This is a genomic window from Pseudomonas sp. RGM 3321, assembly GCF_022836805.1.
GTDB lineage: Bacteria > Pseudomonadota > Gammaproteobacteria > Pseudomonadales > Pseudomonadaceae > Aquipseudomonas.
This window is the reverse complement of sequence record NZ_JALHBH010000103.1, coordinates 60494-85380: the sequence shown is the minus strand read 5'-3', so window position 1 is coordinate 85380 and position 24887 is coordinate 60494. Positions and strand designations below refer to the sequence as shown.

The 24887-nt window shown below is 59.5% G+C and carries 21 protein-coding genes; 7 read left to right on the top strand and 14 right to left on the bottom strand.

Annotation, left to right across the window (positions count from 1 at the left end; all coding sequences use genetic code 11):
* Positions 1 to 108: 108 nt before the first annotated feature.
* The 6 genes from cmk to mtnA form a co-directional block, all read right to left on the bottom strand.
* On the bottom strand, positions 109 to 798 hold the full coding sequence (cmk, locus tag RGM3321_RS09975; RefSeq protein ID WP_002554563.1) for a (d)CMP kinase: 690 nt from the start codon (positions 796 to 798) through the stop codon (positions 109 to 111).
* Positions 795 to 2399, bottom strand: coding sequence for a prephenate dehydrogenase/arogenate dehydrogenase family protein (locus RGM3321_RS09970; RefSeq protein WP_244392924.1), 1605 nt, complete (start codon positions 2397 to 2399; stop codon positions 795 to 797). The genes cmk and RGM3321_RS09970 overlap by 4 nt, the downstream gene beginning before the upstream one ends.
* Before the next feature lie 57 nt (positions 2400 to 2456).
* Positions 2457 to 3551 carry a prephenate dehydratase gene (pheA, locus tag RGM3321_RS09965; RefSeq protein ID WP_002554565.1) on the bottom strand — a complete coding sequence of 365 codons (1095 nt, stop codon included), beginning with the start codon at positions 3549 to 3551 and terminating at the stop codon, positions 2457 to 2459.
* Positions 3551 to 4636 carry a 3-phosphoserine/phosphohydroxythreonine transaminase gene (gene serC, locus RGM3321_RS09960; RefSeq protein ID WP_244392923.1) on the bottom strand — a complete coding sequence of 362 codons (1086 nt, stop codon included), beginning with the start codon at positions 4634 to 4636 and terminating at the stop codon, positions 3551 to 3553. The genes pheA and serC overlap by 1 nt, the downstream gene beginning before the upstream one ends.
* A 204-nt stretch (positions 4637 to 4840) precedes the next feature.
* Positions 4841 to 7627, bottom strand: a complete 2787-nt coding sequence (gyrA, locus tag RGM3321_RS09955) for a DNA gyrase subunit A (protein WP_244392922.1) — start codon at positions 7625 to 7627, stop codon at positions 4841 to 4843.
* 304 nt (positions 7628 to 7931) lie between these two features.
* The gene (gene mtnA / locus RGM3321_RS09950; protein ID WP_244392921.1) at positions 7932 to 9008 is read right to left on the bottom strand and encodes an S-methyl-5-thioribose-1-phosphate isomerase; all 1077 of its coding nucleotides are present in this window, start codon (positions 9006 to 9008) and stop codon (positions 7932 to 7934) included.
* Positions 9009 to 9128: 120 nt separating this feature from the next.
* On the opposite strand from mtnA, the gene RGM3321_RS09945 reads away from it, so the two are divergent.
* The 5 genes from RGM3321_RS09945 (at position 9129) to RGM3321_RS09925 (ending at position 13813) form a co-directional block, all read left to right on the top strand.
* Positions 9129 to 10460 carry a TRZ/ATZ family hydrolase gene (locus RGM3321_RS09945; RefSeq protein ID WP_244392920.1) on the top strand — a complete coding sequence of 444 codons (1332 nt, stop codon included), beginning with the start codon at positions 9129 to 9131 and terminating at the stop codon, positions 10458 to 10460.
* A gap of 85 nt (positions 10461 to 10545) precedes the next feature.
* Positions 10546 to 11244 (top strand): bifunctional 2-polyprenyl-6-hydroxyphenol methylase/3-demethylubiquinol 3-O-methyltransferase UbiG, encoded by a 699-nt coding sequence (ubiG, locus tag RGM3321_RS09940; protein ID WP_002554570.1) that lies wholly within the window; start codon positions 10546 to 10548, stop codon positions 11242 to 11244.
* A gap of 3 nt (positions 11245 to 11247) precedes the next feature.
* Positions 11248 to 11919 carry an N-acetylmuramic acid 6-phosphate phosphatase MupP gene (mupP, locus tag RGM3321_RS09935; RefSeq protein WP_244392919.1) on the top strand — a complete coding sequence of 224 codons (672 nt, stop codon included), beginning with the start codon at positions 11248 to 11250 and terminating at the stop codon, positions 11917 to 11919.
* Between the two features lie 12 nt (positions 11920 to 11931).
* Complete coding sequence (locus RGM3321_RS09930; protein WP_244392918.1) at positions 11932 to 12672, top strand: YciK family oxidoreductase; 741 nt, start codon at positions 11932 to 11934, stop codon at positions 12670 to 12672.
* Between the two features lie 214 nt (positions 12673 to 12886).
* Entirely contained in the window at positions 12887 to 13813 is a 927-nt protein-coding gene (locus RGM3321_RS09925; RefSeq protein ID WP_244392917.1) for a GGDEF domain-containing protein, read from the top strand.
* A 29-nt stretch (positions 13814 to 13842) separates the two neighbouring features.
* Here RGM3321_RS09925 and RGM3321_RS09920 read toward each other — a convergent pair whose 3' ends face one another.
* The 7 genes from RGM3321_RS09920 to RGM3321_RS09890 form a co-directional block, all read right to left on the bottom strand.
* The gene (locus RGM3321_RS09920) at positions 13843 to 14628 is read right to left on the bottom strand and encodes an iron-containing redox enzyme family protein (RefSeq protein ID WP_058401266.1); all 786 of its coding nucleotides are present in this window, start codon (positions 14626 to 14628) and stop codon (positions 13843 to 13845) included.
* 29 nt (positions 14629 to 14657) lie between these two features.
* The gene (locus RGM3321_RS09915) at positions 14658 to 17120 is read right to left on the bottom strand and encodes an EAL domain-containing protein (protein WP_244392916.1); all 2463 of its coding nucleotides are present in this window, start codon (positions 17118 to 17120) and stop codon (positions 14658 to 14660) included.
* Between the two features lie 123 nt (positions 17121 to 17243).
* Positions 17244 to 19070 (bottom strand): ABC transporter ATP-binding protein, encoded by a 1827-nt coding sequence (locus tag RGM3321_RS09910; RefSeq protein ID WP_244392914.1) that lies wholly within the window; start codon positions 19068 to 19070, stop codon positions 17244 to 17246.
* Positions 19063 to 19695, bottom strand: a complete 633-nt coding sequence (locus tag RGM3321_RS09905) for a DsbA family protein (protein WP_005731278.1) — start codon at positions 19693 to 19695, stop codon at positions 19063 to 19065. Before RGM3321_RS09905 ends, RGM3321_RS09910 begins: the two co-directional genes overlap by 8 nt.
* A gap of 3 nt (positions 19696 to 19698) precedes the next feature.
* Positions 19699 to 20637, bottom strand: a complete 939-nt coding sequence (locus RGM3321_RS09900; RefSeq protein WP_244392964.1) for a rhodanese-related sulfurtransferase — start codon at positions 20635 to 20637, stop codon at positions 19699 to 19701.
* Between the two features lie 188 nt (positions 20638 to 20825).
* Entirely contained in the window at positions 20826 to 21119 is a 294-nt protein-coding gene (locus RGM3321_RS09895) for a BolA/IbaG family iron-sulfur metabolism protein (RefSeq protein WP_002554579.1), read from the bottom strand.
* A 15-nt stretch (positions 21120 to 21134) separates the two neighbouring features.
* Positions 21135 to 21662: a DUF2059 domain-containing protein gene (locus RGM3321_RS09890; RefSeq protein WP_003314637.1), complete on the bottom strand. Its 528-nt coding sequence runs from the start codon at positions 21660 to 21662 to the stop codon at positions 21135 to 21137.
* Between the two features lie 169 nt (positions 21663 to 21831).
* Here RGM3321_RS09890 and RGM3321_RS09885 point away from each other — a divergent pair, with 169 nt between their 5' ends.
* Together RGM3321_RS09885 and RGM3321_RS09880 are read left to right on the top strand one after the other, a co-directional pair.
* A complete protein-coding gene (locus tag RGM3321_RS09885; RefSeq protein WP_244392913.1) occupies positions 21832 to 23226 on the top strand; it encodes a class II fumarate hydratase in 1395 nt (464 codons plus the stop codon).
* Positions 23219 to 23833 (top strand): NAD(P)H-dependent oxidoreductase, encoded by a 615-nt coding sequence (locus RGM3321_RS09880; RefSeq protein ID WP_244392911.1) that lies wholly within the window; start codon positions 23219 to 23221, stop codon positions 23831 to 23833. The genes RGM3321_RS09885 and RGM3321_RS09880 overlap by 8 nt, the downstream gene beginning before the upstream one ends.
* An 18-nt stretch (positions 23834 to 23851) precedes the next feature.
* On the opposite strand, the gene RGM3321_RS09875 is transcribed toward RGM3321_RS09880, so the two are convergent.
* Positions 23852 to 24811, bottom strand: coding sequence for a DMT family transporter (locus RGM3321_RS09875; RefSeq protein ID WP_244392909.1), 960 nt, complete (start codon positions 24809 to 24811; stop codon positions 23852 to 23854).
* Positions 24812 to 24887: the final 76 nt, after the last annotated feature.

Below are 24887 nucleotides of genomic sequence, written 5' to 3'. Positions count from 1 at the left end.
GATCAAGGGCGAAGAATACGCCCATCTGCCACGCTCCAGACAACGTGGGTTTCGTTCAAATAAAAGAAAGCCTGCGGGACTATGACTGGTCTCCCACACGCTTCTTCGTCATCCGGCGATACCGCGAAGCGCGATTTCGCTCAGAATGCGTTCCAGCACCTGCTCGATGGACAATTCAGTGGAATCCAGCTGTATGGCGTCGTGCGCCGGCTTCAGCGGTGCTACCGCTCGCTGGGTGTCACGCTCGTCGCGTGCACATATCTCATCTAGCAGACTCGACAGACTAACATCATCGCCCTTGGCCTTCAACTGCAAGTAACGCCTGCGCGCACGTTCCTCGGCACTGGCAGTGAGGAATATCTTCAGTGGCGCATCCGGGAACACCACGGTGCCCATGTCGCGACCATCCGCAACAAGGCCCGGCTCCTCTTGAAAAGCGCGCTGGCGCAACAACAAGGCGTCGCGCACCGCCGGCAGCGAAGCCACCTGCGACGCGCCGCTGCCTACCTGCTCGTTGCGAATGGCGTGGGTGACATCCTCGCCTTCCAGAATGATGCGCTGCCCCTGCCCTGCCGCAGTCGCTTCGAACTGCACATCCAGATGAGCGGCCAGAAGCTTGAGCGCTTCCTCATTGGTCAGGTCGACGCCATGATTGCGCGCGGCAAAAGCCAGCAGGCGATACAACGCACCGGAATCAAGCAGGCACCAGCCGAGTTTTCTGGCCAGCAATCCGGCTACAGTGCCCTTTCCGGAACCGCTGGGTCCGTCGATGGTGATAACGGGAGCTTTGATTTTCACTTTTTGTCCTCTTGCGCTACACGCATGCCAACTTGAGCGCACAGCGCCAGAAAATGGGGAAACGATGCGGCGGCATCCGCGCACGCTTGAATACGGATGGGCGCCGAAGCCCTCAACGATGCAACGCGAAACGCCATGACGATACGCTGATCGCTGCGAGCATCAACCTCGCCGCCACCTGGCACACCGCCTTCGATAATAATGCCATCCAGCACAGGCTCGGCCTCGATACCCAGAGCCAGCAGACCATCGGCCATCAGCCTGACGCACTCTGACTCGTCGGCTTGCAGCGCCTGTGCGCCGCGCAGAATGGTACGCCCTTCTGCACACGCTGCGGCAACAAGCAGCACCGGAAATGTATTGATCGCCAACGGCACCAGCGCTTCAGGAATATCAGCCCCTTTCAGCCGGGCGGAGCGGACATGCAGGTCCGCGACCGTTCCGCTCGCCAGTTTGCGGACATTTTGCAGCACGATGTCGCCGCCCATCAGGCGCAGGATATCGATCGCCCCCGCACAAGGGGAACTGACCGGAACGTCCTCGAGCAGCAAGTCGCACCCTTCGCTGATCGACGTCGCCACCATGAACAGCACCGCAGACATGACATCGACCGGCCCTTTGATGTGGTGGCTCACACTATCCGCAGGCCCGCCGCGAACCTCACGATGGTCGCCAGACGCTGTATCGACCCGGGCACGACTGGCCAGAATTCTGCCGAAGTGCTCCCTGGCTGCGCGAGCGCGGGTGAACACGTCCATCAGTTGTGCGCCGTCGCCTGCATCTACCGCGTCGCGCAAGGCGTCGAGATCCGTACGAAAGCTGTCCAGCGTGCGCAGTACTGCTTGCCGATTGGCCATGAAGATGTCGTGCCACATGGTCGGATCGCTGCCTGCGATACGCGTGAAATCACGGAAGCCGCCAGCGGCATACCTGAATATGTCGAGGTTTTCATTACGCTTGGCCAGTGAGTCGACCAGACCGAATGCCAGCAAATGTGGCAGATGGCTGGTTGCAGCCAACACCTCATCGTGACGTTCGACCTGCATGTGCTCGACATCGGCGCCCAAGGCAGACCACAGCCGGTCAACAATCTTCACCGCTTGAGGATCAGTCTCAGCCAGCGGGGTCAGAATAACCTTATGACGCCTGAACAGCGCCGCATTGGACGCTTCAACGCCGCTCTGCTCGGACCCGGCAATCGGATGTCCGGGCACAAAACGTGACGGCATATGGCCGAACGCCTGGCGCGCAGCGCTGACCACATTGCCTTTGGCGCTGCCGACATCGGTGAGAATTGCGTCACCCAGATCCAGCGGTGCAAGCAGCGCCAGGAGCTTTTCCATAGCCAGAATCGGCACCGCCAGCTGAATCACGTCGGCGCCACGACAGGCCACGGCAAGATCAGCTTCACAGCGATCCACCACGCCCAGTTCGACTGCCAGCTTTCGCGACTGCGGATCAAGATCGACGCCGACGACTTCGCGGCACAGGCCGCTTTCGCGCACGCCCTTGGCAAAGGAGCCGCCGATCAGCCCAAGCCCAACGACCACCAGACGACCGATCAACGGCCGGGCCGGGTGTTCCGAAATTACATCAACCACGCGAACACACCTGACAGCCCGACAAGACAACAAACAAACGGATCATGTACAACGCCCTCAAAGAACCGCTTTCGGGTAGGAACCCAGCACCTTCAAGGCAACGGCTTCACTGCTGATTTTTTCCAGCACGGCCTTGACCAGCGGGTCCTGGTGATGGCCGACGAAGTCGATGAAAAACACGTAGGTCCACTTGCCACTGCGCGACGGGCGGGTTTCGATGCGTGTCAGGTCCAGACCACTCTCGTGAAACGGCACCAGCAGCTCGTGCAGCGCACCCGGCTTGTTGCTCATCGACACAATGATCGAGGTCTTGTCATCGCCGGTCGGCGGTACTTCCTGATTGCCGATGATGAGGAAGCGCGTGGAGTTGTCCGGGCGATCTTCGATCTTTTCTGCAAGACGCGTCAGACCATACAGACCTGCTGCCATATCGCCAGCGATGGCCGCCGAGTTCCACTCGCCCTTGACCCGCTTGGCGGCTTCGGCGTTGCTGGCAACGGCGACGCGCTCGACATTCGGATAATGGGCATCCAGCCATTTGCGGCACTGGGCCAGCGACTGAGCGTGGGAATAGATGCGCGTGATGCTTTGCGTCTTGGTGCTTTCGCCCACCAGCAAATGGTGGTGGATACGCAACTCGACTTCGCCACAGATGACCATGTCGTGTTCAAGAAAGCTGTCGAGCGTGTGGTTGACCGCGCCTTCAGTAGAGTTTTCCACCGGGACCACGCCAAAATTCACGGCGCCGGCAACCACTTCACGAAACACTTCGTCAATCGCAGCCATCGGCAGACTGATGACTGCATGCCCGAAGTGCTTCATCGCGGCGGCCTGGGTAAACGTACCCTCAGGGCCGAGATAGGCGACCTTGAGCGGCTGTTCAAGCGCGAGGCAGGAAGACATGATTTCGCGGAACAGACGCGCCATTTCTTCATTGCTCAACGGCCCGCGATTACGTTCCATGACTCGCCGAAGCACTGCAGCTTCGCGCTCCGGACGATAGAACACAGGCACTTCGCCTTCAGCCAGCGAGGACATCTTGACCCTGGCCACTTCCTGGGCACAGCGGGCACGCTCGCTGATCAGTTCCAGAACTTTCTCATCGAGGCTGTCGATACGGACGCGAAGCGCCTTGAGTTCTTGCTCGGACATCAGCTGTGCTCCTTCTCGAAATCTTTCATGTAGGCCACCAGCGCGTTGACCGCGTTGATATCGACCGCGTTGTAGATGGACGCACGCATGCCGCCCACCGAGCGATGGCCTTTGAGGTTGAGCAGGCCGTTTGCATCGGCACCGGCCAGGAAAGGCTTGTCGAGGCGATCGTCAGCCAGACGGAACGGCACGTTCATCCACGAGCGATCAGGCTTGTTGATCGGGTTGCTGTACAGCTCGCTGGCGTCGATGAAGTCATACAGCGTGCGCTGCTTGATATCGTTGCGCTTGCCGATTGCCTCGACACCGCCCTGCTCCTTCAGCCATTCGAAGACCAGCCCCGACAGGTACCAGGCGAGAGTCGGCGGCGTGTTGTACATCGAGCCGTTGTCGGCGGCGACCTTGTAGTCGAGCATGGTCGGGCACAGCGAGCGTGCGCGACCCAGCAGGTCTTCGCGAATGATCACCACCACAACGCCGCTCGGGCCAATGTTCTTCTGGGCACCGGCGTAGATCATGCCGAAACGCGAGATATCCACCGGGCGCGAGAGGATGTCCGAAGACATGTCGGCAACTAGCGGCACGTCGCCAGTTTCGGGAATCCAGTTGAATTCCAGACCACCAATGGTTTCGTTTGGCGCGTAGTGAACGTAGGCAGCATCCTTGGACAGCTTCCACTCGTTCTGACCGGGAATGGCAAAGTAGTCGTAAGGTTTCGCACTGGCGGCGACGTTGACCGTGCCATAGCGCGATGCCTCGTCGATAGCCTTCTGCGACCAGATGCCGGTATCGATGTAATCGGCCTTGCCGTTTTCCGGCAGCAGGTTCAGCGCAATCTGCGCGAACTGCTGGCTCGCGCCGCCTTGCAGAAACAGCACTTTGTAATTGGAGGGGATGGACAGCAGATCGCGCAGATCCTGCTCGGCCTTGGTGGCAATGGAGACGAACTCGTCACTGCGGTGGCTCATCTCCATGACGGAAAGGCCTTTGCCGTGCCAGTCGAGGAGTTCCGCCTGGGCACGCAGCAGAACAGCTTCAGGAAGCGCAGCAGGACCTGCGCAGAAGTTAAAGGCTCGCTTGCTCATATCCACTCTCGTCAAATACGTTGGGTCTGTACGCGCTTGTTTCTGGTTGCTTGCCACGAGCAGACAGACGCCGCAGCGACTGGCAGCTCCTTGCTGAAATTCTGATCCGGCTGCAGGGCTGGCCGAATGCCGCAAGGGCTGGACTTGCCTGAAATGCAGATGCACTCACAGACGAGCCAGCCCTTACCTGATTTACGTTACAGCTCAGTTCTGCGGTTCGTCTTCGTCTGGCGCAGCGTCCGCTTGCAGGCCTTCACCGGCATCGTCCACTTCAGCTTCAGCGGCATCGACGATCACGCCGTCGATAACCTCTTCGCCTTCAAGCTCTTCGCCTTCGACTTCCGACGGCTCCTGAACACGCTCCAGACCGACCAGTTTCTCGTCGCTGGCCAGCTTGATCAGGGTCACGCCCTGAGTGTTACGGCCCAGGCTGGACACTTCGCCGACCCGGGTACGCACCAGCGTGCCCTGATCGGAGATCAGCATGATTTCTTCGCCATCAAGCACCTGAACCGCGCCGACCAGACGACCGTTACGCTCGTTGCTGACCATGGCGATGACGCCCTGACCACCACGCTTGTACTCAGGGAACTCGGAAATGGCCGTACGCTTGCCGTAACCGCGCTCGGAAGCGGTGAGGATCTGGCTGCCTTCTTCCGGGATCAGCATCGAAATGAGCTTTTGCCCTTCTGGCAGACGCATGCCACGCACGCCGCGAGCGGTACGCCCCATGGCGCGCACATCAGATTCCTTGAAGCGGGTCACTTTGCCGCCATCGGAGAACAGCATGATTTCCTGTTCGCCATCGGTAATGGCGGCGGAGATCAGGATGTCGCCCTCGTCCAGCTCAAGGGCGATGAGGCCCGAGCTGCGTTGACGGCTGAACGCAACCAGCGGGGTCTTCTTGACGGTACCGTTGGCGGTGGACATGAAAATGAACGGAGCCTTCTTCTTGTCGGCGGCCTTGATACGGGCCTTGCGCTCCTCTTCGGTCTCGCTGCTGTTTTCCGCGTCGTCCAGCTCGCCTTCAAGGGCTTCGCCCTCTTCGTCGGCACGCTTGCGCATGGCTTCGAGGTCGACCGGCAGCATGGTGGTGATGTATTCGCCGTCGCTCAACGGCAAAAGGTTGACCAACGGACGACCACGAGCAGCGCGGGACGCTTCCGGGATCTCGTAGGTCTTGAGCCAGTACACCTTGCCCTTGCTGGAGAACATCAGCAGCGTGGTGTGGCTGTTGGCGACCAGCAGGTGAGCAATGTAGTCCTCATCCTTGATGCCGGTGGCCGACTTGCCCTTGCCGCCACGACGCTGAGCCTGATAGACAGCCAATGGCTGGGTCTTGGCATAGCCGCCATGGGAGATGGTGACCACGCGCTCTTCTTCGGTGATCAGGTCACCCAGGGTCAGGTCCAGGCGTGCATCGAGAATTTCGGTACGACGGGCATCGCCGTACTCGGAGCGGATCACTTCCAGCTCTTCGCGGATCACCTCCATCAGGCGCGTTGCGCTGTTGAGGATGCGGATCAGCTCGCCGATCTGGTTGAGGATTTCCTGATACTCGCCCAGCAGCTTCTCGTGCTCCAGACCGGTCAGGCGATGCAGACGCAGTTCCAGAATGGCCTGAGCCTGTTCCGGCGACAGGAAATACTTGCCTTCACGCAGACCGTATTGCGGGTCGAGGTTCTCGGGGCGGCACGAATCGGCACCGGCACGCTCGACCATTTCGACCACTGCGCTCGATTCCCAAGGCGTCTTGATCAGCGCTTCCTTGGCTTCTGCAGGTGTCGGAGAAGCCTTGATGAGGGCGATGACCGGGTCGATGTTGGACAGCGCAACAGCCTGGCCTTCAAGGATATGGCCACGCTCGCGCGCCTTGCGCAGTTCGAATACGGTACGACGGGTAACCACTTCGCGACGGTGACGAACAAAGGCTTCCAGCAGGTCCTTGAGGTTCAGGATGCGTGGACGGCCGTCAATCAGGGCAACGATGTTGATGCCGAAAACGCTTTGCAGCTGGGTCTGGGCATAAAGGTTGTTGAGAACAACCTCCGGCACTTCGCCACGACGCAGCTCGATAACCACGCGCATACCGTCCTTGTCGGACTCGTCGCGCAGTTCGGTGATGCCTTCGAGTTTCTTTTCCTTGACCAGCTCGGCGATCTTCTCGATCAGACGTGCCTTGTTCAGCTGGTAAGGCAGCTCGGTGATGACGATCTGCTGACGACCGCCAACCTTGTCGATGTCTTCGACGATGGAGCGGGCACGCATGTAAATGCGTCCACGGCCCGTACGATAGGCTTCGATGATACCCGCACGGCCGTTGATGATCGCCGCTGTCGGGAAATCCGGGCCGGGGATGTACTGCATCAGTTCGTCGATCGTCAACTCGGGGTTGTCGATCAGTGCCAGACAACCGTCGATGACTTCACCGAGGTTGTGCGGCGGAATGTTGGTTGCCATGCCCACAGCAATACCGCTGGAGCCGTTGACGAGCAGGTTGGGAATACGGGTCGGCATGACCGCGGGGATCATTTCGGTGCCGTCGTAGTTCGGCACCCAGTCCACGGTTTCCTTGTGCAGGTCGGCCAGCAGCTCGTGCGCCAGCTTGGTCATGCGCACTTCGGTGTATCGCATGGCCGCCGCGTTGTCGCCGTCGACCGAACCGAAGTTGCCCTGACCGTCTACCAGCAGATAGCGCAGCGAGAATGGCTGAGCCATACGAACGATGGTGTCGTACACGGCTGTATCGCCGTGCGGGTGATACTTACCGATCACGTCACCAACCACACGGGCGGATTTCTTGTACGGCTTGTTCCAGTCGTTACCCAGCTCGCTCATTGCGAACAACACGCGCCGGTGCACGGGCTTCAAGCCGTCGCGTGCATCGGGCAGTGCCCGACCGACGATTACGCTCATCGCGTAGTCGAGGTAGGACTGCTTCAGCTCGTCTTCGATATTGACCGGGAGGATTTCTTTGGCCAGTTCGCCCATGAGAAGCCTGATTCCTTTTTCTGGTGAAACCTCGCAAACCCATTCGGGGTATACGAAGCTCGCCGCTGCCAGCATGTGCAGGGCAGCGACTTACGACAAATCAACGAGTTATGCCATGAATCTACGCAGCGTGGGCGACTACAATCAGTGTCCCCGATAACCGCCGGATATTACCACAATCGCCGAGGCGCTCACATCCTTTGCAGGCGCTGAAAACGAGCCACCGGCGTGCAAGGCGCCTGAGAAACGCTTACAGGCCCGCCCAGCCGCATTGCACAGCGGCAACGGCTCGAGCCTGTCCGCATCAGTGAAGGTGTTTACGGCTCATCAATTGCGCCATGCGCGCGGTATCGGGACGCTCGACAATGCCCTTCTCGGTCACAATGGCATCGATCAGATCTGCCGGCGTCACATCGAACACCGGGTTGAAGGCCTCGACATCCGCACCGACCCGCTGACCGCCCACTTCAAGCAGCTCACGACCGTCGCGTTCTTCAATGATGATGTCGTCGCCGCTGGCCATCTCCATATCGATGGTCGAACTCGGCGCCACCACCATGAATCGCACCCCGTGGTGCATCGCGGCTACGGCAAGCTGATAGGTGCCGATCTTGTTCGCCACGTCGCCATTGGCGGTGATGCGGTCAGCTCCGACGATGACCCAGGTAATGCCCTTGGTACGCATCAGGTGCGCAGCGGCAGAGTCTGCATTCAAGGTGACCGGAATGCCTTCGTTGGCCAGCTCCCAGGCGGTAAGCCTCGACCCCTGTAGCCAGGGCCGGGTTTCATCGGCATAGACCCGCTCGATCATGCCTTCCAGGTGCGCCGCGCGGATCACGCCCAGCGCAGTCCCGAAACCACCGGTGGCCAGCGCTCCGGTATTGCAGTGGGTGAGCACCGTCTGCAGATTGCCCTGATGCCTGCGGATCAGGTCGGCACCCAGTTGCGCCATGGTCAGGTTGGCCTCGCGATCACTCAGGTGAATCGCCACGGCTTCTGCCTCAAGGGCCACGAGCGGATCGTCGCCGTCCTTCACACGCATCAGACGATCACGCATCCGGTTCAATGCCCAGAACAGATTCACGGCAGTCGGGCGTGAATCTGCCAGCAACTGCATGTCTTCTTCCAGCGCCGGATACCAGTCTTCGCCTTCGGCAATACGCGCACGTGCGCCCAGCACCGCGCCGTAGGCGGCACTGATACCGATAGCCGGTGCCCCGCGCACGACCATCGTGCGAATCGCCTCGGCGACGCCCTCGGCGGTGGTATAGCGGTGCCAGATTTCCTCGAACGGCAGTACCCGCTGGTCCAGCAGGTACAGAGCGTCGTCTCGCCAATCGATGGCCTTAACTTTCTCTGCAGCCAACAGTCGATCGCGCATCGCCAACTCCATCTTGAACATCCGAAACCCAGCATCAAAAGCCGCTGATTATAGCGAGCCGCCTGCGAAGACGCTCGGGTATACTTCGCCATCAACGTAATAAACGATGGAAACCTTCTCATGCCGAACGCTACAGCACCGCTCGACCTTTTGCTCCTGCCCGCCTGGCTGGTGCCGGTCGAGCCCGCAGGCGTGGTGCTCAAGGACCACGGCATCGGCGTGCGCGACGGCTGTATCGTCTATATAGGCCCACGGGCCGAGGCATTGAGGCAGAGTGCAGTGCAGGTGCAGGAGCTTCCCGGCATGCTGCTCAGCCCCGGCCTGATCAACGCCCACGGTCATGCAGCCATGACGCTGTTTCGCGGACTGGCCGATGACCTGCCATTGATGACCTGGCTGCAGGACCATATCTGGCCTGCCGAAGGCAAATGGGTCAACGAAGACTTCGTCCACGATGGCACCGATCTGGCCATCGCCGAGCAGCTCAAGGGCGGCATCACCTGCTTCTCCGACATGTATTTCTACCCCAAGGTGGCTGCCGAGCGCGTCCACGCCAGCGGCATGCGCGCGCAGATCACCGTTCCGGTGCTGGACTTCCCGATTCCGGGGACTCATACCACGGATGAAGCACTGCACAACGGTATCGAGCTGTTCAACGACCTAGCTCATCATCCACGTATCAAGATTGCCTTTGGCCCGCACGCGCCTTATACCGTAGGTGATGAAAACCTCGAAAAGGTCCGGGTTATCGCCGATGAACTGGACGCCATGATTCAGATGCATGTCCACGAGACCGCATTCGAAGTCGATCAGGCTGTCGAACAGCGCCAGGAGCGCCCTCTCGCCCGCTTGAATCGCCTGGGCATGCTCGGCCCGCGCTTCCAGGCCGTGCACATGACGCAGATCAACGATGATGATCTGGCGTTGCTGGTGGAAAGCAATACCAACGTCATTCATTGCCCCGAATCCAACCTCAAGCTGGCCAGCGGTTTCTGCCCGGTCGAGCGATTGTGGCAGGCAGGTGTGAACGTTGCAGTGGGTACCGATGGCGCGGCCAGCAATAATGATCTGGACCTGCTCGGAGAAACCCGCACCGCGGCCTTGCTGGCCAAGGCTGTCGCTGGCTCGGCCACGGCGCTGGATGCCCACCGCGCGCTACGCATGGCGACCCTCAACGGCGCCCGCGCACTGGGCATTCAGGCTGAGACCGGCTCGCTGGAGATTGGCAAGGCTGCGGACATGGTCGCTTTCGACCTGTCGGGCCTTGCCCAACAACCGATCTACGACCCGGTATCGCAGCTTATATATGCCTCTGGCCGCGACTGCGTCAGCCATGTCTGGGTGGCAGGCAAGCAATTGCTCGACAATCGCCGGCTGACCCGTATGGATGAACAGGCACTGCGCGACACCGCGATTGCCTGGGGCCAGCGTATTTCCGGCAAAGCCGAATAATTCGATTCGGACCGAACACATGCCAGTCAGGCTTATCTATAAGCCTGACTGATGAAAAAGAATTTTGAGTTCAAGAGGGACACCCATGAGCAACGTCGACCGCGCAGAAATCGCCAAATTCGAGGCCTTGGCCCATCGCTGGTGGGACCGCGAAAGCGAATTCAAGCCGCTGCATGACATCAACCCGCTGCGCGTCAACTGGATCGACGAGCGTGTCGGTCTGGCAGGCAAGAAAGTACTGGACGTCGGCTGCGGCGGCGGCATTCTGAGTGAGGCGATGGCCCTGCGCGGCGCAACGGTGACCGGCATCGACATGGGCGAAGCGCCGCTGGCCGTTGCACAGCTGCATCAGCTTGAATCAGGCGTCAGCGTCGAATATCGGCAGATTACCGCCGAGGACATGGCCGAAGAGATGCCCGAGCAGTTCGATGTGGTGACGTGCCTGGAAATGCTTGAGCACGTACCGGACCCATCGTCGGTGATCCGTGCCTGCTACCGCATGGTCAAGCCGGGCGGCCAGGTGTTTTTCTCGACCATCAACCGCAACCCGAAAGCTTATCTGTTCGCCGTGGTCGGTGCCGAGTACATCCTCAACCTGCTGCCGCGCGGGACCCACGACTTCAAAAAATTCATCCGCCCTTCCGAACTGGGTGCCTGGAGCCGCGATGCAGGCTTGCAGGTCAAGGACATCATCGGCCTGACCTACAACCCGCTGACCAAGCATTACAAGCTGGCCTCCGACGTCGACGTCAACTACATGATCCAGACCCTGCGGGAGGCGTGAGACATGCGTTTGAGAGCGGTTTTATTCGACATGGACGGCACCCTTCTCGACACCGCACCGGACTTCATCGCCATTGCCCAAGCGATGCTTGCCGACCGCAACCTGCCCGCGGTATCGGACAAGCTGATCCGCGACGAAGTTTCCGGCGGCGCCAGAGCCATGGTAGCGGCGACCTTTGCAATGCCCCCTGAAGATCCACAATTCGAGGCATTGCGCCTGGAGTTTCTGGAGCGCTATCAGCGTGACTGCGCCGTCCACAGCAGATTGTTCGATGGTATGGGCGAGTTGCTGGCCGACATCGAGAAGGCCGGCCTGATCTGGGGCGTGGTCACCAACAAGCCGGTGCGCTTCGCTCAGCCCATCATGGAGCGGCTCGGCCTGGCGGAACGCTCGGCGCTGCTGATCTGCCCTGACCACGTCACGTACAGCAAGCCGCACCCCGAGCCGATGATTCTGGCCTGCAAGATGCTCGACCTCGACCCGGCCAGCGTCCTGTTCGTAGGCGACGATCTGCGCGACATAGAGTCCGGTCGCGACGCAGGCACCAAGACCGCTGCCGTGCGCTACGGCTACATTCACCCCGACGACAACCCGGATCACTGGGGTGCCGACGTGGTTGTCGATCATCCGCTGGAACTGCGCAAGGTGCTGGATAACGCACTGTGCAGCTGCTGAACGAGGCTTTACATGTTTGACTACTCCGCGCACCCGGAACTGCTCAAGGGCCGGATCATTCTGGTCACCGGTGCCGCTCGCGGCATCGGTGCTGCAGCCGCAAAAACCTACGCAGCGCATGGCGCCACCGTCCTGCTGCTGGGCAGAACTGAAGCCAGCCTGGCTCAGGTTCATGACCAGATAAAAACCGCAGGTCAGCCGCAACCGCTGGTCATACCTTTCGATCTGGAAAGCGCCGAGCCGCAGCAGTACCACGCGCTGGCCAGCATGATCGAGCGCACATTCGGCCGTCTCGACGGCCTGCTGCACAATGCGTCGATCATCGGCCCGCGTACGCCGCTGGAGCAACTGTCAGGCGAAGACTTCATGCAGGTCATGCACGTCAACGTCAATGCCACCTTCATGCTCACCCAGGCACTGCTGCCGCTGCTTCAGCGTTCGACGGATGCATCGATAGCTTTCACCTCCAGCAGCGTTGGTCGCAAGGGTCGCGCACAATGGGGCGCGTACGGGGTGTCGAAATTTGCTACCGAAGGCCTGATGCAAACCCTCGCTGACGAGCTTGAAGGCGTTACCAGTGTGCGGGCCAACAGCATCAACCCGGGCGCTACCCGCACCGGTATGCGTGCGCAGGCCTACCCTGACGAAAACCCGCAGAATAATCCCGCGCCCGAAGACATCATGCCGGTCTACCTGTACTTGATGGGGCCGGACAGCAAGGGCATCAACGGTCAGGCGCTGAATGCTCAGTGAGCAAAAACAACCAGACATTGCCGTGACGGAAAACTGTCACGGCAGGCGTTTTTAGCCCCATTTTAAGTCAAGGAATTGCCGACTCACCCTCACTGTCAGAGAGATGGCGTCAGCTAAACCACTGATTTTAATAAGTCCAGGCAAAAATGAACCGAATGGCACGACGTCCCCTCTAACCCAGCCAAGCCAGCAATATGTGCTGAGGAGCGAAGAGATGAATTTTCCTACCCAGACCCATGCAATCGATTTCGATACGGCTGAACTGCAACGCCTGGGTTTTCGAAATCGACCCGACGCCATACTTCCACCCCCGTCACTGCCCGAGCTGGTTTATCAGCTTGGGCGACAATTGCAGACCAGCCTGGAAGCCGAGCGGATACTGACCCTGTTTTTTCAAGGTGTACAACGCTTCCTGCCATTGAGCGGCCTGGTCTATCGACATGTCGAAAGCGACCTGACTCTGCGTCTGGGCGAGATGTCATCCGACAGCGCCACTTTTCACCTGCGTCACGAGGGAAAGTGCATCGGTGAGTTGGAGTTTCAAGGCGCGAGGCCATTTGATACCCGGCAATTGAGCGACCTTGAATCGCTGCTGGCCTGTCTGGTCTATCCGCTACTGAATGCACTGCTCTATCGCATCGCTACACAGACGGCGCTGCGCGACCCGTTGACCAGTACCGGCAACCGTATCGCAATGGATCAGGGTCTGGATCGCGAAATAGAAATATCGCGTCGTCACAAGCAGCCGCTGTCACTGCTGATGCTGGATATCGATCACTTCAAGAAAGTGAACGACGAGTACGGCCATCATACTGGCGACGATGTACTGAAAACCGTTGCGCAAAGTCTGAAAGCGCAACTGCGCAATATTGATCGTGTGTTCCGCTACGGCGGCGAAGAGTTCGTGGTGATTCTTTCCAACACCGGAGCCAGTTCGGCCGAACTGATCGGTGAACGCCTGCGCCAGGCCGTGCGGAACCTCGAGTTTCGCGAGCTAGACCCGGCACTGACCATGACTGTCAGCCTGGGATGCTCGACACTGCTGCCGGCAGAAACCGCCGACAGCCTGCTGCGCAGGGCAGACAACGCCCTGTATGTCGCCAAGCGCGAAGGTCGCAACCGACTCGCCATGGCCAGCTAGCACTCTTTCCTGCCTTTCTCGCCCTGCCTCTACACTTCCAGCGCGGCAACACGCCCACGCGCGGGCTTGACCTTGTCCAGCTGCATGCAGCGTTCAAGGAACAAATGCATATAATCGTAGCTCTTGGTAACAGCCTGCCGCAGCTCGGCCTGCAGCTGCAGGCTCGGCTTGTTACCCACTAGCGTGCAGATGATCTCGAGCGCCTCCCAAGGGTGCGCGTCGTCGTACTGTGCATGCATCTTGAGCCACTTCATGGCTTTCTTGCGGGTTTCTTCAGGGAATGCTTCGGCGTAGACACCATTAGAACAGACCACTGCCGACCACTCGCCCGTCGCCCCTTCAATGGCATAGTTGGTGGCCGCCATCGCAACAGCCAGCGAATCCGAAGAGCTGGTCTGCCAGCACCAGTGGCTTAGTGCATGCAGTTCGGGCGCAACCCTTTGATCGTGGAGATCTTCAAGCGTCACGTCGTGCGCCGCACACCAGTTCACCCAGTAGTCGGCATGATTGAGTTCGACGCGAATATTGCGCATCAGCCAGCGTCGCGCCATGTCTTCGCCGGGATGACGACCAAAGCGGGTCTTGGTGAGGTTCTTGGCCATGTACACTGCGAACTGCTCGACAACCGGCCAACCGCCGATCAGGTAATGGCGCATGATCTGCGGACTCAGCTTCGCGTCACGCATCTGCTGGTACAACTCGTGCTCGACCACCCGTGCCTTTGCAGCGCTGCAATCCTTGATCAACTGCTGCGCCCAGGCAGGATAACTGCTGGCTTCCATGAGCGGACCGGTTCTCTCGAAAGTGTCGATCACTGGGTATCTCCTTATAGAGTTTCAACTGATTAACGTAGCGTTCCTGGCGCGCCGAACATCAGGGGGTCAGGCCGTACGGGCTGAATGTAAAGACTCTCGCAAGTGAACAATTCAGGGCGTGCTATCAGATACCCTTGTGCAAAATCCACACCCATTTCCTGCAACGCAAACTCTATCTGCGGCGTTTCTACGTACTCGGCAATGGTGCGTTTGCCCATCACATGACCAATGTTGTTGATGACCTCGACCATAGCCTTGTTGATCGGATTGTCGAGCATGTCCTTTACAAAACTGCCATCGATTTTCAAAAAATCCACAGGCAAGTGTTTGAGATAGGCAAAGGACGACATGCCCGAACAGAAGTCATCAAGGGAAAACTGACAGCCCAGCCCTTTCAACTCGTTGATAAAGCGAATCGCGCTGTCCAGGTCTGCAATGGCACTGGTTTCAGTGATCTCGAAACAGATCATCCCGGGCGATACAGCAAACGCTTCGAACTGCTGTTTCAGGTATTCGAGAAACGTATCATCCCCGATACTTGAGCCGGATAAATTTATAGCACATAGCGCCTGCGGTACCTGATGCCGGTCATCACTCTGGCATTGGGCAATCACTTTGAAGACATTGTGCACCACCCAGCGATCCAGCGTAGTCATAAGGCCGTAGCGCTCGGCAGCCGGAATAAAGTTGTCCGGAACCACCATTCGTCCGGACTCGTCACGCAGGCGCAGGAGAATTTCAATGTGCCGCACCTCGTCGCCTTCGCCTTTGATCGAAGCGATTTCCTGCGCATAAAGGCAAAAGCGATTTTCATCCATTGCCATGTGCAGACGCTGTATCCAGGCCATCTCGCCGAAACGCATCGACAGGGTCAGGTCATCAACACTGTAGACCTGAACCCGGTTGCGGCCCCTCTCCTTGGCCATATAACAGGCCATATCGGCAGCGGACAACGACCCCTCAAGCGTGGCGGGTGTATCGCCAAGCTGCACCAGACCAATACTTACGGTAGTCATGAATGGCCGACCTTTCCACATGAAATGCAGGGCCTGCACGATCTCACGCAGCGCCTCGGCTATATCGAGGGCCGTGTCGGCAGGGCAATTGACCAGCAACACGCCGAATTCGTCACCTCCCAGCCGGGCGAGCGTGTCACCGTCACGCAAGCCGTGCGGCAGTGCCCGGCAAAGCTGGCGCAGCAGTTCATCGCCCGCCGCATGACCACCGGTGTCATTGACCAGCTTGAACTGGTCAAGGTCAAGAAACATCAGGCAATGGCTGCCTGCCTGACCGTCAACCGTATCCAGTACCCGCTGCAGGCGATGCTCGAATTCACTGCGATTGACCAGCCCGGTCAGCGGATCATGAGCGGCCTGCCATGACAGATCGGCGATGTACTGACGCTCCTGTGTCATGTCATGCAGCACCAGTACCGCCCCACTGACCACGCCCTCGTTGTAGATCGGCGTGCCGACAAGCGCTACCGAGACCGTACTGCCATCCAGCCGCTGGATAAGCTTGCTGTTGGCGCTGCCGCCCTTGAGCTTGCCGGTGACGATCTGCTCGACCAGCGTCGACGTGTCCTTCTGATCGTTTTCATCCAGCAGATTGAACAGCGCTGTCAGCGGGAGCCCGCTGGCCTGGGTGCTTTTCCAGTGCGTCAGGACCTCGGCTGCGGGGTTCATGTAGACAATGGCCCCGGCCACATCGATGGTGATCACCCCGTCGCCGATGGACTCCAGGGTAATCTGGGCGCGCTCTTTCTCAAGTTGCAGGGCATCAGCAAACACGCGCCGCTGGACAATCAGACGACGCACACGCAGCAGCGCCAGAAGAATCAGTAGAACGGCGGTGACCAGATTGACCGCAATCAGCAGGTTGAGGATGAACCTGGACCCCTCGCCCAGCGCATCACTGAACGCCCGTGCTGCAGGCGTTACCCCTTCATTGATGACATTGATCTGCACTCGCCACTGATTGACCTCGGCGGCAGACACGCCGCCCTCACCGACCCGGTCGTGAATATGCCGGGCAAGCTCATTGAGCTGCGTAAGGTAGCCATCACCCACTTCCCAAAAGTGAATGGCCTGCTTCATGAAGCTGAAGTTATGGAAGTTCAGGTACATCCAGATGATGCCATTAGCGTCATCGGGGTGATTGCCGCCCTGGATGATCCCGGCCCTGGCATCTGCCATGGACGGAATGGGCTGATCGAGCGCCTTGCGCAAGGCGTGACCACCCTGAGGGACGGAAAAGGCGTTTTGATACTTCAGATAGTCACGCTCATCATGCGTGATGGCGTATAGGCTCAGGTAATGGATGGCATCTTTCTGGCCCTTGGACCAGAGACTCTCGCCCGCCACGTAGCTGCGCACCGCAGACATGGTATAGAGGCTGACACACCCCAGCAACGCCTGAAACAGCGCGACGGCAATGAATGGCCATACGATCCCCAACAGACGGGGCTTGGAGAAGGTCCATGGTTGATTCATGGGTTTCACCTCACCACATGCCTGAACAAACGTCTAGCGCAGAGACTAGGCTAAATTCGTAAATGATGGCAGGTGATTCTCCCGCAATCGAGCCAACCTGTGCGCTGATCGAGGCATCGCACATCAGATTTGTTGCAAGTGTCCGTACAACTTTGCGTAAAGACCTCCATCGGCAATCAACTGTTGGTGTCCACCGTCTTCGACAATCCGCCCGCCATCAAACACCAGAACCCGGTCAGCCTGCTTCACGGCCGACAGGCGGTGAGCGATGATCAGCGTTGTGCGGCTATGCAGAAAACGTGCGAGGGCCTGATGCAGGTTGTACTCGGTAGCCGCATCCAGCGCCGAGGTCGCTTCATCGAGGATAACCACTTTGGGGTCGGACAACACCATGCGCGCGATGGCCATGCGCTGACGCTGCCCACCCGAAATTCTGACCCCGGAGCGCCCTACCACGCTGTCCAGCCCTTGCGGCAGATCGCGAATGGCTGACTCCAGTTGCGCCACTTCCAGCGCACGCCAGCAGGCTTCGTCGCTGCAGTCACGACCCATGGTCAGGTTGGCGCGCACCGTGTCGTTGAACAGGGCGGGATGCTGCAGCACCACGGCAACGTTCTCGCGCACCGTGCCCAGACCGATATCCTGTTGACTGACGCCGCCAAAACGGATAACTCCGGTGCGGGCCGTATACAGGCCCAACAGCAACTGCACCAATGTGCTCTTGCCACCACCACTGGCACCGACGATGGCGACTTTTTCACCCGGTGCGATGCTCAGGTTCAACTGGTCCAGCACCAGGTCTTCGCCATAACCGAAACTCAGACCACGCACCTCGACCCCCACGGTCTCGCGCCCTGCGAAAGGGTCCGTACCGCCGACATATTGCGGCTCGTCGGCACGCGCCAGCAGCTCGTTGATGCGCGTCAGAGCACCACCCGCCGCGTAGTAGGCATATTGCAGGTTCAACAGTTGCTCCACCGGCGTCATCATGAACCATAGGTAACTGAACACCGCGAGCATCTGCCCGATGGACAGGTCCGAGAACAGCACCGTGAGCATCGCTGCGGCGCGAAAGATATCGATACCAAACTGGAACAGCAGCCCGCTGGCACGCCCCGAGGCGTCGCTTTTCCATTGCGAATTGATGGCGTAATCACGCACTTCCTGCGCCCGCACGCCCAGGCGACCAAGGAAGAAACCCTGTCGATTACCCGCCCTGACTTCCTGAATCGCATCCAGCGTTTCGCTCAACGCCTGGGTAAAACGCGACGTGCTGTCGTTTTCCAGCTTCTTGAGGTGCTTGACGCGCTTGCCCAGCTTCACCGTGAGCAGAATCACCAACGGGTTGAACAGCATGATCAGCAGCGCCAGCTTCCAGTGCATCCACATCAGAATGCCCGCCGTGCCTGCCAGCGTCAGCGTGGCTACCAGCAGCCGGCTGAGGGTTTCGCCGACAAACTTGTCCAGCGTGTCCAGGTCGGTCACCAGATGCGTGGTCACCGTGCCGCTGCCCAGGCTTTCGTACTCACGCAGGGAAATGCGTTTGAGCCGTTCGATCAGACGTAGCCGGATACGGTAGACGATGTCCTTGGCCAGCCCGGCAAACAGCCGCGCCTGCAGAACGTTGAACACCAGAGCCCCGACGCGCAGTACCAGGGTCAGCAAGAGCATCAGGCCGATGTAGCCCGCCGCCTTTTGCAGGCCATCAGGCAGCAAGTGATTCATGACTTTCAGTGCCGCGTCGCCGCGCCCCAACAGCACTTCGTCGACCAGCAACGGCAGCAACAAGGGGATCGGCACGCTGCACAGCGTCGCTAGAACCGCGACACCATTGGCCAGCCACAGGGCTTTTTTGTGCCGCAATGCAAGACGACGGATCTCGGCCCAACTCAACGCATCGCCATGCGGGGCGTGCGACTGTCGGGCGGCCTCGGGCGATTCATCACGCACTGGCTGCACGCTCCAGCCATCGACCCAGCAAGGGCGAAAGGCTGCTCAACGGCTGATAACCGTTGGTCAACAGCGCCAGCTGGCCGTTGCGCTCGGCAAGCAGGGTCGGAAAGCCGGCGATGCCCAGATCCTGCGCCCAGGCGAAATCAGCGGCCGTGGCGGCTTGCCGCTCCTTACTCTCGAATTCATCGGCAAATGCCTGACGCGACAGTCCAGCCTGCTCGGCCAGTTCGGCCAGCAACGAAGGGCGTGTTACGTCACGACCTTCGCTGTAGAAAGCCCGCTGAATCAGCCCGACCAGTTCCCAGGCGCGGTCCGGGTCCAACTGCCGCGCCGCAGTGACGGCCAGACAGGCAGGCGTGGTGTCGTAGACAAACCCTTCCGGCAGCGCACCGTCGCGAAGAAACGGCTGGCCGGTGGCCTCTTCGACCGCCTGCCAATGCTCAAGAATGTAACGACGCTTGGCCGGTTCCAGCGCTGCACCCTCAGAGCGCAGACCGCCCATGACCAGATGCAGCGGCACACCCGCCGCCCGAGCCTGTTGCACCAAGGCGTCGGCAACCGGAGCGAAGCCCCAGCACCACGAACACATAGGGTCCATGACATAGATCAGGCGGGCAGACATGGCTCAGGCCTCGGAGGGTAGACGATAGTTACGACCAATCGGATGGGGCTGGTTACGTGCCTTGGCCAGTTCGATCTGTTTTTGCCGGTCGATGGCGCTGCGGCGAGTCTTCTCGCTCAGCGAATCCCAACAATGCGGGCAGCTGACACCCGGCGAGTAATGCTCGCTGGCGCGATCCTCGGCACTGATCGGCGTGCGGCAGGCATGGCACTGGTCGTAGTCGCCCTCGGTCAGGTCGTGGCGCACCGTGACCCGGTTGTCGAACACGAAACACTCGCCGCGCCACTGACTTTCCTGCTCAGGGACTTCTTCCAGGTATTTGAGAATCCCGCCCTTGAGGTGATAGACCTCTTCAAAACCTTCGCCCAGCATGTAACTGGAGGCTTTTTCGCAGCGAATACCACCGGTGCAGAACATGGCGACCTTCTTGTGCACCGCCGGGTCGAAATGCGCCTTGATGTACTCCGGAAACTCGCGAAAAGACGTGGTCTTCGGATCGATGGCGCCCTCAAAGGTGCCAATCGAGACCTCATAATCGTTGCGGGTATCGATCAACAGCACTTCAGGGTCAGTGATCAGGTCGTTCCAGTCCTTGGGCTCGACGTACGTACCGACGCTCTTGTTGGGGTCGACACCCTCTACGCCCAGGGTCACGATCTCTTTCTTGAGCTTGACCTTGGTGCGATAGAACGGCTGCTCGTCGCAGTAGGATTCCTTGTGGTCGATGTCGATCAGGCGCGGGTCGCTCTTCAACCAGGCCATAAGGCCGTCAATGCCTTCGCGGCTGCCGGACACCGTACCGTTGATGCCTTCATCGGCGATCAACAGCGTGCCCTTGATGCCGTTGTCGACCATCGCCTGCAACAGCGGCTCGCGCAACGCCACGTAATCGCTGAGGGTAACGAACTTGTATAGCGCAGCCACGACGATCGGCTGAGTCATCGACTCTTGAGTCATGTATCTCTCCAGTGGCGACCCTCGCAAAGGGCCTACCGGGTAAAAAATGTGCGGACAAAAAAACGCACCGGCCAGGCGGCGCGGTGCGGATTCTAGCAAAAACCGGAGTGTAGCAGGCAGGTCAGCGGATCAATCGCCCCGGTAAAAAGGCGCAAATCAGCCAAAAAACCTGGTCAGTGACCGCCAGCGCAAGTCGGTGAAGCAGGCGCTGCACCGACCTTCGACCATTCTTCGGGCGTGTAGGTGTGTAACGCCAGCGCATGAAACTCGCCCATCAGGGCACCCAGCGTGGCGTAAACCTTCTGGTGCCGCTTGACCGAATTCAGGCCCTGAAACTGATCACTGACCAAAACAGCCTTGTAATGGGTCTGCTGACCACGACTGTGCATGTGGCTCTCGTCGAGCACTTGCAGATGGTGCGGTTGCAGCAGCGCAAGCGCCGACTCGATTCGTTGTTGCATGGTCATGGCAGCAATCGCCTGTCAGGGCTTTTTGGCAGGAGCTGGAGCGGCTGCCTTGGCAGGTTCCAGTTCGGCAGTCATGTCAGCCAGAAGCTTGTTGACGACCGGAACTGCGCTTTCCAGTTTGCTCTGGGTCAGTTGAGCCGATTGCTGAGCCAGCTCAGGCATTTTGGTCATCACTTTCTTGCCCAGCGGAGACTGGTAGAACGCAACCAGGTCCTTCAGCTCGCTTTCAGTGAAATTGGCGGTGTACAGCTTGACCATCTCAGGCTTGAGCTTGTTCCAGCCAATGGCCTGATCCAGAGCCGTGTTGGCTTTGGCCTGATAGGTTTCAAGCAGGGCTTTTTTCGATGCAGGTGCCTTGGTTTCAGCAAAACGCTGAGCGAACATCTGCTGAACCTGTGCATAGACCGGAGCGCCCAGGCGATCGGCGTTGGCAAGCTTCAGGAACGTTTCGGCGCTCGCGTTGTGACTGGCGGTGTCAGCGAAGACCTGGCCGCTGGCACAGACCAGGGCTACCGCGGTACAAATGGCACGAAGACGGGTCATCGAGTTTCCTTATCTAGCAAACGAGGCATTACCCCAGGGCCGACCATTCTGCGCTTATCTGGGCTTTTGGCTCAACCCCCGGTTCACCCAGCGGTTAAAAAGCACTGCGCGGGAACCCTGTCGGCATATGAACACCTAACCCTGCAACGCACTTAAAGGAGTAAGAACAGTGAGCCGCACAGAAACCGACAGCATTGGCCCGATCGAAGTCCCCGAAGATGCCTACTGGGGCGCGCAGACCCAACGCTCACTGATCAATTTTGCGATTGGCGATCAGCGTATGCCACTGCCCGTTCTGCACGCGCTGACCCTGATCAAGAAAGCCGCGGCACGCGTCAACGACCGTAACGGCGACCTGCCCGCAGACATCGCCCGCCTGATCGAACAGGCTGCCGATGAGGTGCTCGACGGTCAGCACGACGCGCAATTCCCGCTGGTGGTCTGGCAGACCGGCAGTGGCACGCAAAGCAACATGAACGTCAACGAAGTGATCGCAGGCAGGGCCAACGAACTGGCTGGCCAGGGTCGTGGCGGCAAGTCGCCAGTCCACCCCAACGATCATGTCAATCGCTCGCAAAGCTCCAATGACTGCTTCCCGACGGCCATGCACATCGCCACTGCTCAGGCGGTCAAGGAGCAACTGCTGCCCGCCATCGCCGAATTGTCCAGCGGGCTGGCCGAACAGGCCGCGCGGCACATGAAGCTGGTCAAGACCGGGCGCACGCACATGATGGATGCGACCCCTATCACCTTTGGCCAGGAGCTTTCGGGGTTCGTAGCGCAACTGGATTACGCAGAAAAGGCCATTCGCGCTGCGCTGCCCGCCGTTTATGAGCTGGCTCAGGGCGGGACAGCAGTCGGCACCGGGCTCAATGCGCCCAAAGGCTTTGCCGAGGCCATTGCCGCAGAACTCGCCGCCCTCTCCGGTCTGCCGTTCGTCACTGCGCCCAACAAGTTCGCCGCGCTGGCCGGTCATGAGCCGCTCGCAGCGCTGTCCGGCGCACTGAAGACGCTGGCCGGTACGTTGATGAAGATTGCCAACGACCTGCGTCTGCTGGGCTCAGGCCCGCGTGCCGGGCTGGCAGAAGTCAGACTGCCCGCCAACGAGCCCGGCAGTTCGATCATGCCCGGCAAGGTCAACCCGACCCAATGCGAGGCCTTGTCGATGCTCGCCTGCCAGGTCATGGGCAACGACGTGACCATCGGCTTCGCCGCCAGCCAGGGCCACCTGCAACTGAACGTCTACAAGCCGGTGATCATTCACAATGTCCTGCAGTCGATCCGCTTGCTGGCCGACGGCTGCAGCAATTTCAACGAGCACTGCATTGCAGGCATGGAGCCGGATGCTGAAAAAATGGCTGAGCACCTCGAGCGCGGACTGATGCTGGTTACTGCACTCAATCCGCATATTGGCTATGACAAATCGGCGCAGATTGCCAAAAAGGCTTACACCGAAGGCCTGACCCTGCGTGAAGCCGCATTGGCGCTGGGTTATTTGACCGATGAGGAGTTCGACGCCTGGGTGCGTCCGGACAAAATGCTCGAGGCAGGCAGTAATGGCTGATGCCAGAAGCGGCGCAACGCCACTGGAAGGTAACGGCAAACGGATTCTGATGGTTTACGGTACGCCGAAAGCCATCAGTCTCTGCCATGCCTTGGGCGAAGCCTATGCACAGGCTGCGCGTAGTGAAGGGCATGTGGTGCGGGAACTCAAGCTGGGCGAGCTGGATTTCGACCCCATTCTGCACAATGGCTACGATCAGACCCAGACACTTGAACCGGACCTGCTCGACGCCCAGCGCCAGATTCACTGGGCCGAGCATCTGGTATTCGTTTATCCGGTCTGGTGGGGCGGCTTGCCGGCGATACTGACGGGCTTTTTCGACCGGGTATTGACACCCGGTTTTGCGTTCAAGGTGCATGGTCGCAAGCACTCATCCAATGAGCTGCTCCGAGGCCGGACGGCGGAGCTGCTGGTCGCCATGGATACATCGCCCCGCTATTTTCATTGGATTTACGGCGCGCCGGCTCATCGGCAGATGGTGCGGACCATATTGGGCTTTTGCGGGATAAAGACCAAACGCCTTAGCGAATTTGCCCCGGTGCACAGCGCCAGCGAACAGCAACGCCAGGAATGGATTCTCCAGGCACAGACACTGGGCAAGCGCTGATCTATTCGGGCAGCTAATTCAGGCCTGCGCCAGCCTTGCCTTGCGCGCCTTGAGGCCGGCGACCAGTGAAGGGCCAAGCGCGGTCAGCGCCGACCCCGTCACCACCAGCATCGCGCCACCGTAACCCAGCACGTTCAATTCCTCTGCCTGCACATAATCAGGCCATAGCCACGCGGCGGCAGCCACGGCGGTCAGCGTGACCAGCGGCGTCAACGCAAGCGTCGCGCTTACCCGTGACGCCTCCCAATGTGCCAGCGCTTCAGCGAAAGCACCGTAAGCCACCAGCGTATTCAGACAGCAGGCGAGCAGCAACCAGCCCTGCAACGGGCTCAGCAACAGCGCCTCGGCAGGGTGTGCCCAAGGCGTGAGCAACAGCGCGCAGAACAGGTAGATCACCATCATCACCTGCAGCGAATTCCAAACGGTCAGGAGCTGCTTCTGACTCAATCCGTAGAACGTCCAGATGGTCGAGGCCAGGAGCACCACCAGCACACCGAGGGTGTAATCGCCCAACGAGGTGAACAGCTCCACCAGACGCTGATTGAAAAAAAAGCCGAAACCAATCAGCAAAACGACCAGGCCAATGCCCTGCCCCAGACTGAAACGTTCCTTGAACAAAAAGATACTGCTGATCAACAGGAAGATCGGGCCGACCTGAACCAGCAATTGCGTGGTACCGGGGCTCAGCAGCCGCAAGCCGATGAGGTACAGCACATAGTTGCCGACCAGGCCGAATACCGCTAGCCCCACCAGTACCTGCCCCTTGCGCCCCAGCACCTTGAAGCTGGGCAGGCGCTTGACCGACGCCAGCCAGATGAACAACAGCGCTCCGGAAACAGACAGGCGAAACCAGGTCACAGTGACTGGGTCCATCACCTGCAGAACCTGCTTGAGCTTGATTGGCAGAATGCCCCAGAGCAACGCAGTCAATAGTGACAGACAAAGGCCATAGACCCAGCGACCAGACGAGATGTGCATTGAATCTTCCGCAAGAAATAGAACCAGTTGCTCATTCTAGGCGCTGATCTGCAAAGCAACAGTTACAGCTGGGCGC

What these genes read in the sequence shown, in the direction of transcription:
- RGM3321_RS09875 (WP_244392909.1), bottom strand. Translation starts at nt 24,811, where the DNA reads ATGCACATCTCGTCTGGTCGCTGGGTCTATGGCCTTTGTCTGTCACTA.
- RGM3321_RS09945 (WP_244392920.1), top strand. Translation starts at nt 9,129, where the DNA reads ATGCCGAACGCTACAGCACCGCTCGACCTTTTGCTCCTGCCCGCCTGG.
- pheA (WP_002554565.1), bottom strand. Translation starts at nt 3,551, where the DNA reads ATGTCCGAGCAAGAACTCAAGGCGCTTCGCGTCCGTATCGACAGCCTC.
- RGM3321_RS09925 (WP_244392917.1), top strand. Translation starts at nt 12,887, where the DNA reads ATGAATTTTCCTACCCAGACCCATGCAATCGATTTCGATACGGCTGAA.
- mtnA (WP_244392921.1), bottom strand. Translation starts at nt 9,008, where the DNA reads ATGCGCGATCGACTGTTGGCTGCAGAGAAAGTTAAGGCCATCGATTGG.
- gyrA (WP_244392922.1), bottom strand. Translation starts at nt 7,627, where the DNA reads ATGGGCGAACTGGCCAAAGAAATCCTCCCGGTCAATATCGAAGACGAG.
- serC (WP_244392923.1), bottom strand. Translation starts at nt 4,636, where the DNA reads ATGAGCAAGCGAGCCTTTAACTTCTGCGCAGGTCCTGCTGCGCTTCCT.
- RGM3321_RS09890 (WP_003314637.1), bottom strand. Translation starts at nt 21,662, where the DNA reads ATGACCCGTCTTCGTGCCATTTGTACCGCGGTAGCCCTGGTCTGTGCC.
- RGM3321_RS09930 (WP_244392918.1), top strand. Translation starts at nt 11,932, where the DNA reads ATGTTTGACTACTCCGCGCACCCGGAACTGCTCAAGGGCCGGATCATT.
- RGM3321_RS09880 (WP_244392911.1), top strand. Translation starts at nt 23,219, where the DNA reads ATGGCTGATGCCAGAAGCGGCGCAACGCCACTGGAAGGTAACGGCAAA.
- RGM3321_RS09900 (WP_244392964.1), bottom strand. Translation starts at nt 20,637, where the DNA reads ATGACTCAGCCGATCGTCGTGGCTGCGCTATACAAGTTCGTTACCCTC.
- RGM3321_RS09905 (WP_005731278.1), bottom strand. Translation starts at nt 19,695, where the DNA reads ATGTCTGCCCGCCTGATCTATGTCATGGACCCTATGTGTTCGTGGTGC.
- ubiG (WP_002554570.1), top strand. Translation starts at nt 10,546, where the DNA reads ATGAGCAACGTCGACCGCGCAGAAATCGCCAAATTCGAGGCCTTGGCC.
- RGM3321_RS09895 (WP_002554579.1), bottom strand. Translation starts at nt 21,119, where the DNA reads ATGACCATGCAACAACGAATCGAGTCGGCGCTTGCGCTGCTGCAACCG.
- mupP (WP_244392919.1), top strand. Translation starts at nt 11,248, where the DNA reads ATGCGTTTGAGAGCGGTTTTATTCGACATGGACGGCACCCTTCTCGAC.
- RGM3321_RS09915 (WP_244392916.1), bottom strand. Translation starts at nt 17,120, where the DNA reads ATGAATCAACCATGGACCTTCTCCAAGCCCCGTCTGTTGGGGATCGTA.